The following is a 15342-nucleotide window of genomic DNA, read 5'->3' as shown; positions in this document are numbered from 1 at the left end:
GATGGGGATTGCATGGCGGAACGGAATGCTCCCGCTTGTGCAGGTTTTAACCCTATTTTCAATTTGATACCGCAACAGATGAGCAATTTTCCGCACCCGCACGGCTTATTGCCGCACCTGCATTGCACCCGTGTTCGGAATCGTTCTAAACAGCACCCGATCTCATATTCCAGACCTCTCATAAAGGACGATCCCCCATGAAAGCCGGATACAAACTTCCAGACGTAACTTTTCACACCCGCGTGCGCGACGAGAGCATCGGCGGTGACAACCCGTTCAAATGGGAAGACAAAACCACTGCGGACTACTTTGCCGGCAAGCGCGTTGTGCTGTTTTCCCTGCCCGGGGCGTTCACACCGACCTGTTCCACCTACCAGTTGCCCGGTTTTGAAAACGGCTTTGCCGATTTTGCGGCCAAAGGCATCGACGCGATCTATTGCATGTCGGTCAACGACAGCTTTGTGATGAACAAATGGGCGCAGTCGCAAAACCTCGAAAACGTTGCGGTCATTCCCGATGGCTCCGGTGAGTTCACCCGCCGCATGGGGATGCTCGTGCGCAAGGACAACCTCGGCTTCGGCCTGCGCTCGTGGCGCTATGCCGCCGTGGTCAACAACGGCGTCATCGAAGCCTGGTTCGAGGAACCCGGCCTGTGCGACAACCACGGCGAAGACCCTTACGGCGTCTCCTCCCCCGAAACCGTCATGGCCTATCTGACAGACGCCAAAAAAGACGTCGCCGCCGAATAACCGGCGCACCTATGGAACATGTGAAAGGCCCGACGGGACACTGTCGGGCCTTTTGCCGTCTATGCACAATTTGCACATTGCGCTCACATCCCGCGCATCCGTGCATCATAAAGCAGCTCACTGCCCGCCTCGGCCAAGAGCGCCGCCAGATCGGTGAACCACGCCGTCGCCTGTGTGGAGCTGCGCCGCACAAGCGCAATCACCCGCTCGGGTTCAGGGGTCGGAAAACGCAGCACGGCCATCTCGGGACTGGCGGCTTGCTCGGTGGCCAGAGCGATCTCGGGCACAAATGTCAGCCCGAACCCCTGCGCCACAAGCCCGCACAACGTCGAGAGCGACGACGCCCCGAGGTCGACCCGTTGCCGCGCACGGCTCAACCCGCACACGTCCAAAGCCTGATCGGCCAAACAATGCCCCTCGTCCAACAGCAACAGCGCATCGGGCGACACATCCGTGGGGCGTGGCGGCGCATCCGTGGCACTGAGGGCCGCAATCCGCGCCCGCGACCCCGCAAGCAAAAAGCGGTCCGTAAACAGCGGCTCGGCCACAAGCCCGTGTAAATCATACGGCAGCGCGATCACCGCCGCATCCAACCGCCCGCGCGCCACATCGTCGAGCAGGTCCGCCGTTTGCGCCTCGCGCACGCGCATGTCGATGTCGAGGGCGGCGGCCTTGATCCGCGTGAGGGCGCGCGGCAACAGATAGGGCGCGATGGTCGGAATCACACCAAGGGTCAAACGCCCCGTCAGCCCCTGCTGCAACCGCACCTCGGAGGCCAGATCGTTGGTCATGGCCAGAATCGCCCGCACCCGCTCGATCGCCACCTGCCCCGCCCGCGTCAGACGAATGTCGCGCGGCAGGCGTTCGACAAGCGTGACGCCGAGCAGCCGCTCCATCTCTTTGATTTGTTGGCTCAACGCGGGTTGGGTGACGTGAATACGCGCGGCGGCCCCCGAAAAGCTACCGGTGTCGACAAGGGCAACAAAGGCCATCATTTGCTTGAGTGTTATCATAAGTCTAACTTATAGCATGTAGAAAAACTTACAATTTCTAATTATTGAAAACATGCCCCATACTCTCCCCGACACCGTAGAAAAGGGAGACCCCACATGTCCAAACGTTTGACAACATCGGCCGGCGCCCCCGTCAGCCACAACGACACCACCAAAACCGCGGGCGCCCGTGGTCCGGCGATGCTCGACGATTACCAGTTGATCGAAAAACTCGCCCACCAGAACCGCGAACGCATCCCCGAGCGCGTGGTCCACGCCAAGGGATGGGGCGCACAGGGCACATTCACCGTCACCCATGACATCAGCCAATACACCTGTGCCGATATTTTCTCGAAGGTCGGTAACACCTGTGACATCCTCAGCCGCTGGTCCACCGTGGCGGGCGAGTTGGGTGCCGCCGACGCCGAGCGCGATGTGCGCGGGTTCTCGGTAAAATTCTACACCGGCGAGGGCAACTGGGACGTGGTGGGCAACAACACCCCCGTGTTCTTTATCCGCGACGGGTTCAAATTCCCCGACTTCATCCGCACCCAGAAACGCCACCCGAAAACCAACCTGCGCTCTCCCGAAGCCATGTTCGATTTCTGGGCCGCTCACCCCGAAAGTATCCATCAGGTGACAATTTTGATGTCGGACCGCGGCATTCCCGTCAATCCGATGCACATGCACGGCTATGGGTCGCACACCTATTCGATGTGGAACAAGGCGGGTGAACGGGTTTGGGTGAAATTCCATTTCCGCAACCAACAGGGCATCAAAAACTACACCTCCGAAGAGGCCGAGACACTCGTGGGCAAAACCCGCGAAAGCTATCAGGAGGATCTGTTCGGCGCGATCGAGGCGGGCAACTATCCCAAGTGGGAGCTGAACATTCAGGTCATGCCCGAAGCACAGGCCGAAGAGGTCGATTTCAACCCGTTCGATTTGACCAAAGTCTGGCCCCACGCCGAGTTCCCGCTCATTCCCGTGGGCATGTTGGAGTTCAATAAAAACCCCGACAACTATTTCCAAATGGTTGAAAACGCCGCCTATTCGCCATCGAACAAAGTCCCGGGCATCGGGTTTAGCCCCGACAAGATGTTGCAGGCGCGGGTGTTCTCCTACGCCGATGCGCACCGGTACCGCCTTGGCACGCATTACGAGGCCCTGCCCGCAAACGCGCCGAAATCGCCGATGCACCACTACCATAAAGACGGCACGATGAACTTTAACGGCCCGACCACAGGCCACATCGACGCCTATTACGAACCGAACCAGTATGAGGCCAGCGCCAAGCCTGATCCGTCCGTGGCCGAACCGCCGCTGAAAATCTCGGGCGATGCGGATAAATACGTCCAAGAGATGACCGACGCCGATTATGTGCAGCCGCGTGCGCTCTACGCGCAGGTGATCGGGGACGCGGAACGCGACCGTTTGCACGCCAATATGGCGGGTGCAATGGCGCCGTGCTCGGACAGCGTGCGCGAGCGGTGGTTTGCCGTCCTCGGCCGTGTTCATGCCGATTACGAGGCGGGCGTGCGCGCCGCCCTGACCCGGATCGACGCGGGTTAACCCGTCCGGTTCAGGCAGATAAACGCAAACCGCCCGAGGGACAACCTCGGGCGGTTTTTATATATTTACAGATACTTATGGATCAAACCTAAAGCCCTGTCGCACATTGCGCCGCCCGTGATCCAACAGCACGGCCAACCGGACCTTTCATCGGCCCCCACGATCCGGAACCGAACCGGCCGGGGCTCCGCCCGTTCGCGGCTTGAAAGGTCCACCGGACCTTTCATCGGCCTTTGGCCGAACCGCCGCTCACCCAATAAGATTCGAATAACCGGCGCGGTCGTAGTGGCGTTTGAGGCGCTCAAGCGCGATGCGCAGAACGATTTTGCCCGAGCGTGCAGACCACCCCATCAGCTTTTCGGCCTGCTCCATGCCCTCAAGGCGGCAACAGCACCGCAGCGCGACATCGCCCAAACCCGGCCCAAGCTCGTCCAAGGCCGCCGCCACGCGGGCCTGCGCCGCATCGACACCGAAGCCCTGAACATTGCCCTCGCACAACCCGCGCTCGCCACCGGCCAAAAAGGCATCCCAGTTTTGCGCCGCGCGGTCACCCATCTGCGCCAGTTCGAAATCCTCGCGCAGACGTTCGGCCACCGCGACCAGTTCGGGCGGCAAAAACACCGTACCGTCCTTGTCACGACGCCGCGCCAAGACCATCACAGGGCTTTCGACCGCGTTGTAGCGGATGCGCTTGCTCTTTGGCTTGTCCTTGCCGCCGACCACCTCGCCCTGCCACGCCCCGGTGCTATCGCCGAACACGGCGGGCGCCTCGGCAAAGCCCGCACGCGCACTCTCGTCGGCGGCGATGAATTCGCGAAACGCCGTGCGCCCCGCCGATGTGATCGTGTAACGGGTGATTTTGCCCTTTACCTGCGCCTCGATCCACCCTTTGAGGGCGAGCATCTGCGCCACGGGCCGGTCCAGAACGGCGGTGCGCGTGGTGCGCCCGTCGGGCAAATCACGCACGACAACGGCTTTTTCCATGTCCTTGGCCACGGCCAAACAGGCTCCGGGTTCGGACAGGCGGCGCAAAATGCGTTTGCCTTCGCGTTCCAATGTGATGTCGTCGGGCGCGCTTGCGGCGTGCATTATGGGGTCTTTTGGAGGTTTACTCATGATGTGCGCATCCTCTTTTGTGGCAGATGAGTAGGTGGGAGAGGTGATGTCGGGTTGAACGGCATCGCCCGAAACCGCGCGGGTATTGCGCAGCCGGTCCAAAGCCTCGTCCACCAGAGGATCGTCGCGTTTTTGCTCGATCCGTCTGACCTGTCTCATCACCGTGGATGGTGCGCAGCCCCCGTTGCGCGCCAGTTCGCGAATACTATGCCCGCCCTCGGTATGGGCGAGATATCGTTGTGCGTCTTTCGGCACCCATGTCGGCAGTGTGACCTTGCCTATACGGCGCCCGAGTGAAGTGTTCCCGTGGTCGTGCATGTGTTCCCCAAAGTGTTAACGCAGCGCATTGTTTCCAAAGCTGCGACAATTTCGTGCCAGAGGCGTTTTTGTTCGTTAAAACTGTCACTTACAACCCAAAAACCCCGTGAGTCTATGTCAACCTAAAGTTGTATTCCTTTCACAAAGGTTAACCAATTCCTTACGAAACCCATGCTCGCCCAAATAGTTAAAGGATCGTAAAAATAACCGTTCGCAGCGAACTGCCAAAACGCAACACGCGCTTAGGTTGTGTAATCTCCATCCCACACCTGCCGATTTGAGGCACACACAGGAGATCACCATGACCACCACAGCAAACGCTCTCGCTCACCTGCGCCGTCCGCGCCTTTTGATCCGTGCCGCCCGTTGCGGGGTTATGGATTACAACCGTCGCCGCGACCTCAAGCGTGTGTTGCACAGCGCCACCCTGCCCTCCCCGAGCGCCACAGTTCCGATGCTGATGGAACGCGAAGCGGAACTGGAGGCGACCCGTCAGAGCGATGATGCCGGCTATAGCGTGGTGCGCCACGTCGAGGTGTTGATTGCGCTGATGGGCGAGGCAAGATTGCTCGCCCCGACCGCAAATGCGGCCTGATCCCTTAACACTTCTTACCGGTCCGGTAAGGTTTGTGACCGTTTGAGACGTTCATAAAGCCTTAAGGTTTGCACCCCGCCCTGTCCCGCCATTTTCCCGCGGAACAGGGCGTTTTGTTAACCGGTTTTGCGTGATGGCACGCGCCCCCGCCGGTCGACACCACGGGCGGGCGATCCGTCATCACAGGCATGATTACAGGCGTGATCACAGGCGGGAACGCCCGCCACCGGCCACAGGGGCCACCACGCCACGGGCCGCCGCACGAAAACAAGGCCCGCTTTTTTCGCACCACATGCCCCGGGGGGAGCGAATCCATCTTGCCTCACATACGCGCGTGCGGGTAAACGCGGAGGCATGACACAGATTTCCCATGACCGCCTCCTCATCATCGACTTTGGTTCCCAGGTAACGCAGCTGATTGCGCGGCGCCTGCGCGAACTGAACGTCTATTGCGAAATCCACCCCTATCAGAACGCCACGGACGCCTTCGTCAAAGAGTTCGCCCCCAAGGCGATCATCTTTTCGGGCGGCCCCGATAGCGTGATGCGCGAGGGCAGCCCCCGTCCGCCGAAAGCGGCCTATGATCTGGGCGTGCCGATCCTTGGCATTTGCTACGGCCAACAGGTGATGATGCACGATCTGGGCGGCCGCGTTGAAGCGGGCGAACATGCCACGGCCGAATTCGGTCGCGCCTATGTGACCCCGCAAAACGACCGCGCGGATTTCCTCACCGGATGGTTCATGGATGGCACGGGCAAAGAACAGGTCTGGATGAGCCACGGCGACCACGTGGCCGAGATCGCACCGGGTTTCGAGGTCTACGGCACCTCGCCGGGCGCGCCCTTTGCCATCACCGCTGATGTGGCGCGCAATTTCTACGCCGTACAGTTCCACCCCGAGGTGCATCACACCCCCAATGGCGCCACGCTTTACGAGAACTTCGTCAAACTGGCGGGCTTCACCGGCGACTGGACCATGGGCGCCTACCGCGAAGAGATGATCGAGAAAATCCGCGCCCAAGTCGGTGACAAACAGGTGATCTGTGGCCTGTCCGGCGGCGTCGACAGTTCGGTCACGGCGATTTTGCTGCACGAGGCGATTGGCGACCAACTGACCTGTGTGTTTGTGGACCACGGCTTGCTCCGTCTCAACGAGGCCGAAGAAGTCGTGAAAATGTTCCGCGACAGCTACAACCTCAAACTCATCGCCGCCGACGAGAAAGACCTGTTCCTTGACGCGCTTGAGGGCGTGTCGGACCCCGAGGTCAAACGCAAAACCATCGGCAAGCTGTTCATCGACGTGTTCCAGAAATACGCCGACCAGATCGAGGGCGCACAGTTCCTCGCCCAAGGCACGCTCTATCCCGATGTGATCGAGAGCGTCTCCTTTAGCGGCGGTCCGTCCGTGACGATCAAATCGCACCACAACGTCGGCGGTCTGCCCGAAAAGATGGGTCTCAAACTGGTCGAACCGCTGCGCGAGCTGTTCAAGGACGAGGTGCGCGCACTTGGCCACGAACTGGGCCTGCCCGCGTCCTTTATCGGCCGCCACCCCTTCCCCGGTCCGGGTCTGGCGATCCGCTGCCCCGGTGAAATCACCCGCGAAAAACTGGCGATCTTGCAAAAGGCCGATGCCGTTTACATCGACCAGATCCGCAAACACGGGCTTTACGATGAGATCTGGCAGGCCTTTGCCGCGATTTTGCCGATGAAAACCGTGGGCGTGATGGGCGACGGGCGCACCTATGATTTTGCCGTGGCCCTGCGTGCGGTGACATCGGTGGACGGCATGACCGCCGACACCTACCCGTTCAGCCACGATTTCCTGTCCGAAACGATGACCCGCATCATCAACGAAGTCAAAGGCGTGAACCGCGTGTTCTACGACGTAACATCGAAACCGCCGGGTACAATCGAGATGGAGTGAGCCGCACAGCGTTGCTGAACAGGCGATCTGATCAAAAATGCAAAGGCGCTTCTCATGGCTATGGGGGGCGCCTTTTGCTTTTTGCTTGCCCGACGCCACTGCACACGGCTACCTGATCCAATGAGCAAAGTTCTTTTGACAGGCACCCTGACCTGCACCCCAGACGAGGTTGACGACGTGTTGAGCGTTATGGCCGACCACATCCGCAAAAGCCGCGCCGAGGCGGGGTGTCTGCAGTTCGAGCTGTGGCAGGATGAACTGACGCCAACCGACTTTCACGTCTCCGAGGTCTTCCTGAGCGAGGCGGCATTCGCCACGCATCAGGACCGCACCCAAGGCTCCGATTGGGGACGCATCACCCGTGACATGACGCGCAATTTCAAAAAGGCCACCGCATGAGCGCCCCGACCACCCACCCGCTCAAGGCGGCACTGTGGATGTCGGGCGCGGTGTTCGGATTTTCATCCATGGCCGTGGTCGGGCGGCGGCTGACACTTGACCTCGATACCTTTGAAATCATGGCATATCGCTCCCTCATCGGTGTGTTTATTGTGCTGGTCGTGTCAACAATGGCAGGCACACGCGGGCAAATCCGCGCCCGTGCGCTCCCCTTGCATCTGGGGCGCAATATCGCGCATTTCACCGGCCAGAACCTGTGGCTGTTCGCGCTGACCCTGATCCCGCTCGCGCAGCTGTTCGCACTTGAGTTCGCCTATCCGATCCTTGTGGCGCTTGGCGCGAGCCTGTTTCTGGGCGAACGCCTGACCCCGCTGCGTGGCGCTACGGCCCTGCTCGGGTTTGCCGGCATCCTGATCGTGGCACAACCCTTTGGTGCGGGCGGGCTGTCCATTGGCCTTCTGGCCGCAATGGCCTGTGCCTTTGGCTTTGCCGGATCGGCGCTGTTTACCAAACGCCTGACACGCACACCCGATGGCACCGTGACCAACATCCTGTTCTGGCTGTCCCTGATGCAACTCGGGCTCGGCGTGGGCTGTGCGATGGTCGACGGCCAGATGGCTCTGTTCACGCCCGCGCAATTGCCGCTGCTTGCCCTGTTCTCGCTTGCGGGATTGGGGGCGCATTTCTGTCTGACCACCGCACTGTCGTTGGCTCCGGCCTCGGTCGTCACACCGATTGATTTCTTGCGCCTGCCGCTGATCGCGCTGATTGCCTACCTGTTGTACGGCGAACAGACGACATGGGCCACCTATGTGGGGGCCGCAATCATTTTCACCGCCAACTACATCAATATCCTGTCGGAATCCCGCAAATCCCGTGCGCTAAAAACCGCCTAGACCCACGCCCGACCGTTGCACGGACAACACGGATGCGTTGCGCATAGAGCACGCCCGCAAAATATGACGCCGCGTCAGAATTGCGTGATCGGCAACTCCTCGCTTAGGCTTTAATTAGACCAGACGTGAGGAGACACGTCAGGCGACAACAAAAAATTTCTCAGAGCCCAGTGCTCGATAAGGGATGGAGATCATGAAAACACACCTCACACTGGCCGCGGCTCTCGCGGTTGGCGCCACCGGCGCATACGCAGGCGGAATGGACCGTTCGGGCCAATCCATTGCTCCCATTTTTGAAGACGGATCCTATGTCGAGCTGAGCTTCGGCAGTGTCAGCCCGACCGTGTCGGGGACAATCGGCGCAGGAACCGTGCCCTCGAATGATATGGCAAAAAGCTATTTGCAGCTTGGGGCCGCATATAAGCGCGATCTGAATGACAAGCTGTCTATGGCCGTCATTTTTGATCAACCATACGGCGCAGACGTCGACTATGGTGCGGCGAGCGGCTCATATCCGTTCGTAGGCTCGACGGCGACCGTAGATACCAACGCAGTCACAGGTATTTTGCGCTATAAATTGAGCGACAGATTCGCGGTTCACGGTGGTGTGCGTATCCTGCAATCAAGCGGTGAAGTCGCCATCCCGTTTTACTCCTACACGATGTCGACCTCTACCGAGACCGACGCCAGCTATCTGATAGGTGCCTCCTACGAGATCCCCGACATCGCATTGCGTGCGGCGCTGACCTATCATTCGGAGACGGACATCACGTTCGACACAACCGAAAACGGCTCTGCGTCTGGCAATATGGTTGTGACCATGCCGCAAACTGTTAACCTCGATTTCCAAACAGGCATCGCCGCCGACACACTTTTGATGGCGTCCGTGCGTTGGGCTGAATGGTCAGCCACAGACATTTCGCCAAATGGCTTCGCGTTGGCGACATCCGGTGGGTCACTGGTGGACTATGAAAACGACACTTATTCATATTCGATTGGCATCGGCCGCCGTTTTTCCGAAAAACTGTCCGGCTCCGCAACGATTGGCTATGAGAGAACCATTGGCACTCCGGTGGGCAACCTCGGCCCAACCGATGGTTACACATCCATTGGCCTCGGCATGAAGTACCAAGTGACCGAAGAAACCGCGATCTCCGGCGGCCTGCGCTACGTGTGGGTCGGTGATGCGACAACCTCCACAATTGGCGGTGACTTCTCCGACAACAAAGCCATCGGTATCGGCTTCAAGATCTCGCACACCTTCTAAACGCGACATCGTTTAACATGATTGAAAGCCCCGCCAATGTGCGGGGCTTTTTCATATCAAAACCTGTGATCCCCCTTTGCACAATTTCCGGTTTGTGTGCGGCGGCATTGCGCGTCTATATGACCATCTGATCAAATTTCGCGAAGGACGCGCCCATGGCTCCGCAAAAGACCATCACCACCGCCGCATGGATCGGGCTTGGCCTGATGGGTCTGTTTTGGGGCGGATCGTTTCTGGCCATCGAATTGATGCTGCGCGACATGCCGTTCGAAACACTTGTGGCGCTTCGCGTCTCCGGCGGCGCCATCGCCCTTTGGACCTATGTCTTTCTGGCCCGTCTGGAATTGCCCCGATCACCCAAAATCTGGTTCGCCTTTCTCATCATTGGCGGCATTAATGTCGCCGCGCCCTTCTCCTTCATCTCGTGGGGGCAACAATATATCACCTCAAGCCTCGCGGGCATTCTCAACGCCACCACCGCCATTTTCGGCCCGCTTGTGGCCGCGCTCCTGTTTGCCGACGAGCGCCTCGGGGCGCGCAAACTGGCGGGGGTGATCCTTGGCTTTTTCGGAGTGGCGACCATCATCGGGCTCGACGCCATCCGCGCCTTTGACCTGACCTCGGCGGGTCAGATGGCGCTGATCGCCGCCTCGCTGTGCTATGCCTTCGGGGCCGCATTGGCACGGATGCACCTCACCGAGATGCCGCTCGAAGTGTCCGCCGCAGGGATGATCACGGGGGCCGCCGTTTTCATGGTGCCGACCGCGCTTATCAATCACGGTTGGCCCCAGTTCGCCACGTTTTCCCACACCACGCTCGGCGCATGGGCCTATGTGTCACTGATCTCGACCGGTCTGGCCTATTTGCTCCTGTTTCGCGTCATCAAATCGGCCGGCTCGGGCAATGCCACGCTCGTCACACTCGGGATTGTGCCTGTCTCGGTGATCCTGGGGGCCGTGGTTCTGGGCGAAACGCTCGCCCATACCACCTATATCGGCTTCGGGTTTCTGGCCCTTGGCCTTTTGGTGATCGACGGACGGCTTTTGCGCCGCATGCGCCACTTGGGACGCCGCAAAACCGCCTAAACCCTCTTGGCTTTTGCCCGCCATCGTGGCACCCAAGAGCGCAAGGCAAATGAGGCGAGCAATGACGTATAAGAGCGGCGATGAGTGGCGCGACTGCACAGCGAAACGGGTGATCCTGTTTGGCATGTCGGGTCTTGGAAAAACACATGTTTCCAACATGTTGCGCGACACAAAACAATGGTACCACTACTCGGTCGATTACCGTATCGCCACGCGGTATCTCGGCGAGGCGATCGACGACAACCTCAAAGCCGAGGCGATGAAGTCGGATTTTTTGCGCGCTCAACTGCTCTCTGACAGCATCTTTATCAAATCGAACGTGAGCTTTAACAACCTCGCGCCGGTCTCGCATTACCTTGGCAAACCCGGAAATCCGGCGCAGGGCGGCATTCCGATTGCCGAGTTCAAACGCCGCCAATCCCAATTCCGCGCCGCCGAAGAGGCCGCGCTTCTGGACACCGCCCATTTTATTTCCCGCGCGGCGGACCTCTACGCCTACCCGCATTTCGTGGGCGACACGGGCGGATCAATCTGTGAATGGGTCGATCCCGGGGACAAAGCCGACCCGATCCTCACCGCGCTGTCGCGCGACGCGCTTTTGGTCTGGATCAAAGGCTCGGATGCCCATACCGCGCAATTGGTGCGCCGTTTTGACCGGGCGCCCAAACCGATGGCCTACCAGCCCGAATTTCTCGCCGCGATCTGGGACGAATACCTGTCAGAGCGCGGCGTGGCCGAAACGGATGTGAACCCCGACGATTTTATCCGCTACACCTATGCCCGCGCCCTCGCCCACCGCCAACCCCGCTACAAAGCGATGGCGGACAACTGGGGCGTGACCATCCGCGCCGAGGATGTCGCCAATGCCCCTACCCCCGACGCCTTTTGCGATCTCATCGGCGCCGCCCTTGATACCCGCGCCCCCGCGCCCTAACTGACCCCTCACCCACCGAAAGTCCTGACCCATGCCCATTACGTTGCCCGAAACGCTCCCCGCCTTTGATGTTCTCTCCGCTGAGGGCGTTATGGTCATGGGCGAAGGCCGCGCGGCGTCTCAGGAAATCCGCCCCATCCGCATCGCCCTGCTCAATCTGATGCCCAAGAAAATCCAGACGGAAAACCAGTTCGCCCGCCTCATTGGCGCGACACCGTTGCAGATCGATTTTCACCTCATCCGTATGAGCGAACACCAGACCCGCAACACCGCCGCCGAACACATGGAACAGTTCTACCGCCCCTTTGACGAGATCAAAGCAAGCGGTGAAAAATTCGACGGGCTGATCATCACCGGCGCGCCGATCGAACACATGGATTTCGCTGACGTCACCTATTGGGACGAACTCGAAGAGGTGTTCGAGTGGACCCAGACCCATGTCCATTCCACCTTTGGCGTGTGTTGGGGCGGCATGGCGATGATCAACTATTTCCACGGCGTGCAAAAGCACCTGTTGGAGGCCAAAACCTTTGGCCTGTTCCGCCAGAACAATCTGGCCCCTGCCTCCCCCTATCTGCGCGGGTTCTCGGATGAATGCTACATTCCCGTGAGCCGTTGGACCGAGATGAAACAGTCCGAGATTGACGCCGTGCCGGCCCTCATCCCGCTGTTGGGCTCGGATGAAACCGGCCCCTGTCTGGTCGAGGACCCAAGCCACCGTGCGCTCTATATTTTCAACCACTTCGAGTATGACACCGGCACGCTGCACGAGGAATTGATGCGCGACAAGGCGGCAGGACAGCCGATCCAGATCCCGCAGCACTACTACCCCAATGACAACCCGCAAGAGCGCCCCGTGAACCGTTGGCGGTCCCACGCGCATCTTTTGTACGGCAACTGGATCAACGAGATTTATCAAACCACACCATTCCGGCTCAGTGAAATTGGGGCGTAAGCTGCTGTTATTCGTCATCATTCTTGCTGTGGCCACGGTCATTTCCGCCACATGGCGCGGCCATAATGTCGAACGGATCGCCGATGCCCGCGGCCGCATGGTCAACGGTCTGCATGTGGAAAGCTACGGCCCCGAGGGCGCCCCGCCGGTGGTGTTGATCCACGGCGCATCCGGATCAACCTACGATATGACCTTTGCCCTCGCGCCAAAACTGGCGCAGGATTTCCGCGTCTATGTCGTCGACCGTCCGGGTTTTGGCCACTCCGCCCCCATTTCGCGCCGGGGCCTGACCGCGCAGGCCACCGCCATCCGCGCCGCCATTGCCCAAATCGACCCGCGCCCCCCCATCATGTTGGGCCAATCCTACGGCGGAGCCGTCGCCCTTGCGTGGGGGGTGGACGCGCCCGACAGCCTTGCCGCCCTCGTGCTTGTTTCGGCGCCCTCGCACCCGTGGAAGGGCCGTCCCGCATGGCTTTACCGCGTGTTGTCCACGCCCGTGATCGGCGGTGTGACCGCGTGGCTGATCGCCGCATGGGTTCCCCCGTCCTATGTCGCCTCCGAAATCGACGACGTGTTTGCCCCACAGCACGCGCCCAAGGGCTATGGCGCCTATTTCCAACCCGAAATGTCGCTGCGTCCCGCCACACATATGCTCAACGCCCGTCAACGCGTGGCGCTCAAATCCCAACTCGACAGCATGGTCGAGGCCTACCCCGCGCTGCCGATGCCAATCGAAAGCCTGCATGGCACCGCGGACAAAACCGTGCCGATGGCGATCCATGCACAGCCCCTTGAGGCCGAAGCCCCGACCAACCACCTCACGCCTCTCGCGGGCATCGGCCACATGCCGCACCACGTTGCAACAGGCGCAGTGGCCCAAGCGGTGATGCGGGCGGCGAAACGCGCCAAATTAATGTGATTTCATTGCTTTGGCGGGGGAAAACCCCCATATTGTTTATCGACCAAACACTGCAACGCCGCGCCCCAGATCAAAAGGCCCCACCGATGAGCGATAGCCCGATGTCCGACCTTCCCTTTGATGGCGCGATTTCCAAATTCTTTGACCACGCAGCCCCCGATCACATTCGCACAGCGATTGAGAACGGTAAGAAAAAAGACATCCTGTCGCCCACCTACCCCTATGCGCAGTGGATGGACAAAGACGACTACGAAGACCAGATGGATGCGCTTCAACGCGAATTGGTCAAGATGCTCGGCGATGTAAAGGCCACGGGCAAACGCATCGTCGTGGTGTTCGAGGGCCGGGATGCGGCGGGCAAAGGCGGCACGATCAAGCGCTTTCGCGAGAACCTCAGCCCCCGCGCAGCCCGTGTCGTGGCCCTGTCCAAACCGACCGAGCGCGAGGCGGGAGAATGGTATTTTCAACGCTACGCCAAGCACTTACCCACCGAAGGTGAAGTGGTTTTATTCGACCGGTCATGGTATAACCGCGGCGTCGTCGAACAGGTCTTCGGCTTTTGCACCGACGCTCAACGCGCACGGTTTTTCCACCAACTGCCCGAGTTCGAGGACATGTTGGTCAGCGAGGGCATTCAGCTGTTCAAGATCTGGCTCAATGTTGGCCGCGCCGAGCAACTGCGCCGGTTTCTCGCCCGCGAGGGCGATCCGCTCAAACAGTGGAAACTGTCGGGTATCGACGTCAAGGGTCTGCCCCTTTGGGACACCTATTCGGACGCCATCACGCAGACATTACACCAAAGCCACACCGAAACCGCGCCGTGGACCGTTGTGCGTGCGGATGACAAATACCGCGCCCGCCTCAACGCCATTCGCGCCGTCCTGTCGCAGATTGACTACGCCGGCAAAGACGCCATGCAACTCGGCGAGATCGACACAGCGGTCTGTGGCGGCCCCGAAATGATCCTCACGGGTCCAGAGGCGGAATAAGCGCGGATATGGTCAAAAAACGCGGTTATCACCACGGAAATCTCCGTCAGGCGCTCGTTGATGCCGCCCTTGACCTGATCGAGGCCAAGGGTCCGACGGGGTTTACCCTATCGGAGGCGGCCAAAACGGCGGGCGTTACCCCCGCCGCTGTTTATCGCCATTTTGAGGGCCGCGAGGACCTCATCGCGGAGATCGCACAACAGGGCTACGCGGTGTTCGGCGACCTGTTGGACTACGCCTACTCCACCGGACAGCCCTCGGCTTTGGCCAGTTTCGAGGCCGTGGGACGCGCCTATCTGGCCTTTGCCCGCAAATACCCCGGGCATTATGTGGCCATGTTCGAAAGCTCGATTTCGATCCAGCGCACCCCCGAATTGTATCAGGTCGCGACCCGCGCCAACGGGGTTCTGGAACGTGCCGCCGAAGAGCTGTCAAAACACATCCCCGCCGAAAACCGTCCGCCGCCACAGATGTTTGCCGCCCATATCTGGGCGATGAGCCACGGCGTGGTCGAACTCTTTGCCCGCAACAGCCCCGGCACCAAAAGCCCCTTTCCCCCCGAGGATCTGTTGGAAACCGGCATAGGCATTTACCTGCGCGGTTTGGGATTGTTGGAAAAAGACGGCTAAG

Annotated in this window: 15 protein-coding genes; 13 read left to right on the top strand and 2 right to left on the bottom strand. The window is 60.0% G+C overall.

Annotated features, from left to right (window positions below):
• Positions 1–197: 197 nt before the first annotated feature.
• On the top strand, positions 198–749 hold the full coding sequence (locus ACN0Q0_RS12540; protein WP_417243742.1) for a peroxiredoxin: 552 nt from the start codon (positions 198–200) through the stop codon (positions 747–749).
• An 83-nt stretch (positions 750–832) separates the two neighbouring features.
• Here ACN0Q0_RS12540 and ACN0Q0_RS12535 read toward each other — a convergent pair whose 3' ends face one another.
• A complete protein-coding gene (locus tag ACN0Q0_RS12535) occupies positions 833–1762 on the bottom strand; it encodes a LysR substrate-binding domain-containing protein (protein ID WP_417243741.1) in 930 nt (309 codons plus the stop codon).
• 96 nt (positions 1763–1858) lie between these two features.
• Between ACN0Q0_RS12535 and ACN0Q0_RS12530 the strand changes: the two genes are divergently transcribed.
• A complete protein-coding gene (locus tag ACN0Q0_RS12530; RefSeq protein ID WP_417243740.1) occupies positions 1859–3313 on the top strand; it encodes a catalase in 1455 nt (484 codons plus the stop codon).
• 249 nt (positions 3314–3562) lie between these two features.
• Here the strand turns inward: ACN0Q0_RS12530 and ACN0Q0_RS12525 are convergent, their stop codons facing one another.
• On the bottom strand, positions 3563–4747 hold the full coding sequence (locus tag ACN0Q0_RS12525; protein WP_417243739.1) for a DUF6456 domain-containing protein: 1185 nt from the start codon (positions 4745–4747) through the stop codon (positions 3563–3565).
• Between the two features lie 301 nt (positions 4748–5048).
• On the opposite strand from ACN0Q0_RS12525, the gene ACN0Q0_RS12520 reads away from it, so the two are divergent.
• The 11 genes from ACN0Q0_RS12520 (at position 5049) to ACN0Q0_RS12470 (ending at position 15341) form a co-directional block, all read left to right on the top strand.
• Positions 5049–5342 carry a DUF6477 family protein gene (locus tag ACN0Q0_RS12520; protein WP_417243738.1) on the top strand — a complete coding sequence of 98 codons (294 nt, stop codon included), beginning with the start codon at positions 5049–5051 and terminating at the stop codon, positions 5340–5342.
• A 354-nt stretch (positions 5343–5696) separates the two neighbouring features.
• Positions 5697–7268 (top strand): glutamine-hydrolyzing GMP synthase, encoded by a 1572-nt coding sequence (gene guaA / locus ACN0Q0_RS12515; protein ID WP_417243737.1) that lies wholly within the window; start codon positions 5697–5699, stop codon positions 7266–7268.
• Positions 7269–7388: 120 nt separating this feature from the next.
• Complete coding sequence (locus tag ACN0Q0_RS12510) at positions 7389–7667, top strand: putative quinol monooxygenase (protein WP_417243736.1); 279 nt, start codon at positions 7389–7391, stop codon at positions 7665–7667.
• Positions 7664–8563 carry a DMT family transporter gene (locus ACN0Q0_RS12505; protein WP_417243735.1) on the top strand — a complete coding sequence of 300 codons (900 nt, stop codon included), beginning with the start codon at positions 7664–7666 and terminating at the stop codon, positions 8561–8563. Before ACN0Q0_RS12510 ends, ACN0Q0_RS12505 begins: the two co-directional genes overlap by 4 nt.
• A 193-nt stretch (positions 8564–8756) precedes the next feature.
• A complete protein-coding gene (locus ACN0Q0_RS12500; protein ID WP_417243734.1) occupies positions 8757–9830 on the top strand; it encodes an OmpP1/FadL family transporter in 1074 nt (357 codons plus the stop codon).
• A 155-nt stretch (positions 9831–9985) separates the two neighbouring features.
• A complete protein-coding gene (locus tag ACN0Q0_RS12495) occupies positions 9986–10915 on the top strand; it encodes a DMT family transporter (RefSeq protein WP_417243733.1) in 930 nt (309 codons plus the stop codon).
• Positions 10916–10976: 61 nt separating this feature from the next.
• Positions 10977–11849, top strand: coding sequence for an ATPase (locus ACN0Q0_RS12490; RefSeq protein ID WP_417243732.1), 873 nt, complete (start codon positions 10977–10979; stop codon positions 11847–11849).
• A 31-nt stretch (positions 11850–11880) separates the two neighbouring features.
• Positions 11881–12804, top strand: coding sequence for a homoserine O-succinyltransferase (locus tag ACN0Q0_RS12485; RefSeq protein ID WP_417243731.1), 924 nt, complete (start codon positions 11881–11883; stop codon positions 12802–12804).
• Complete coding sequence (locus tag ACN0Q0_RS12480) at positions 12794–13723, top strand: alpha/beta fold hydrolase (protein WP_417243730.1); 930 nt, start codon at positions 12794–12796, stop codon at positions 13721–13723. Before ACN0Q0_RS12485 ends, ACN0Q0_RS12480 begins: the two co-directional genes overlap by 11 nt.
• 86 nt (positions 13724–13809) lie before the next feature.
• On the top strand, positions 13810–14712 hold the full coding sequence (gene ppk2 / locus ACN0Q0_RS12475; protein ID WP_417243729.1) for a polyphosphate kinase 2: 903 nt from the start codon (positions 13810–13812) through the stop codon (positions 14710–14712).
• An 8-nt stretch (positions 14713–14720) separates the two neighbouring features.
• Positions 14721–15341, top strand: a complete 621-nt coding sequence (locus ACN0Q0_RS12470) for a TetR/AcrR family transcriptional regulator (RefSeq protein ID WP_417243728.1) — start codon at positions 14721–14723, stop codon at positions 15339–15341.
• The last annotated feature ends 1 nt before the right edge of the window (position 15342 follow it).

Origin of the sequence: Celeribacter sp., assembly GCF_048259695.1 — a bacterium.
Taxonomy (GTDB): Bacteria; Pseudomonadota; Alphaproteobacteria; order Rhodobacterales; family Rhodobacteraceae; genus Celeribacter.
The sequence above is the reverse complement of the archived record's forward strand: the minus strand, read 5'-3'. Positions and strand labels throughout refer to the sequence as shown.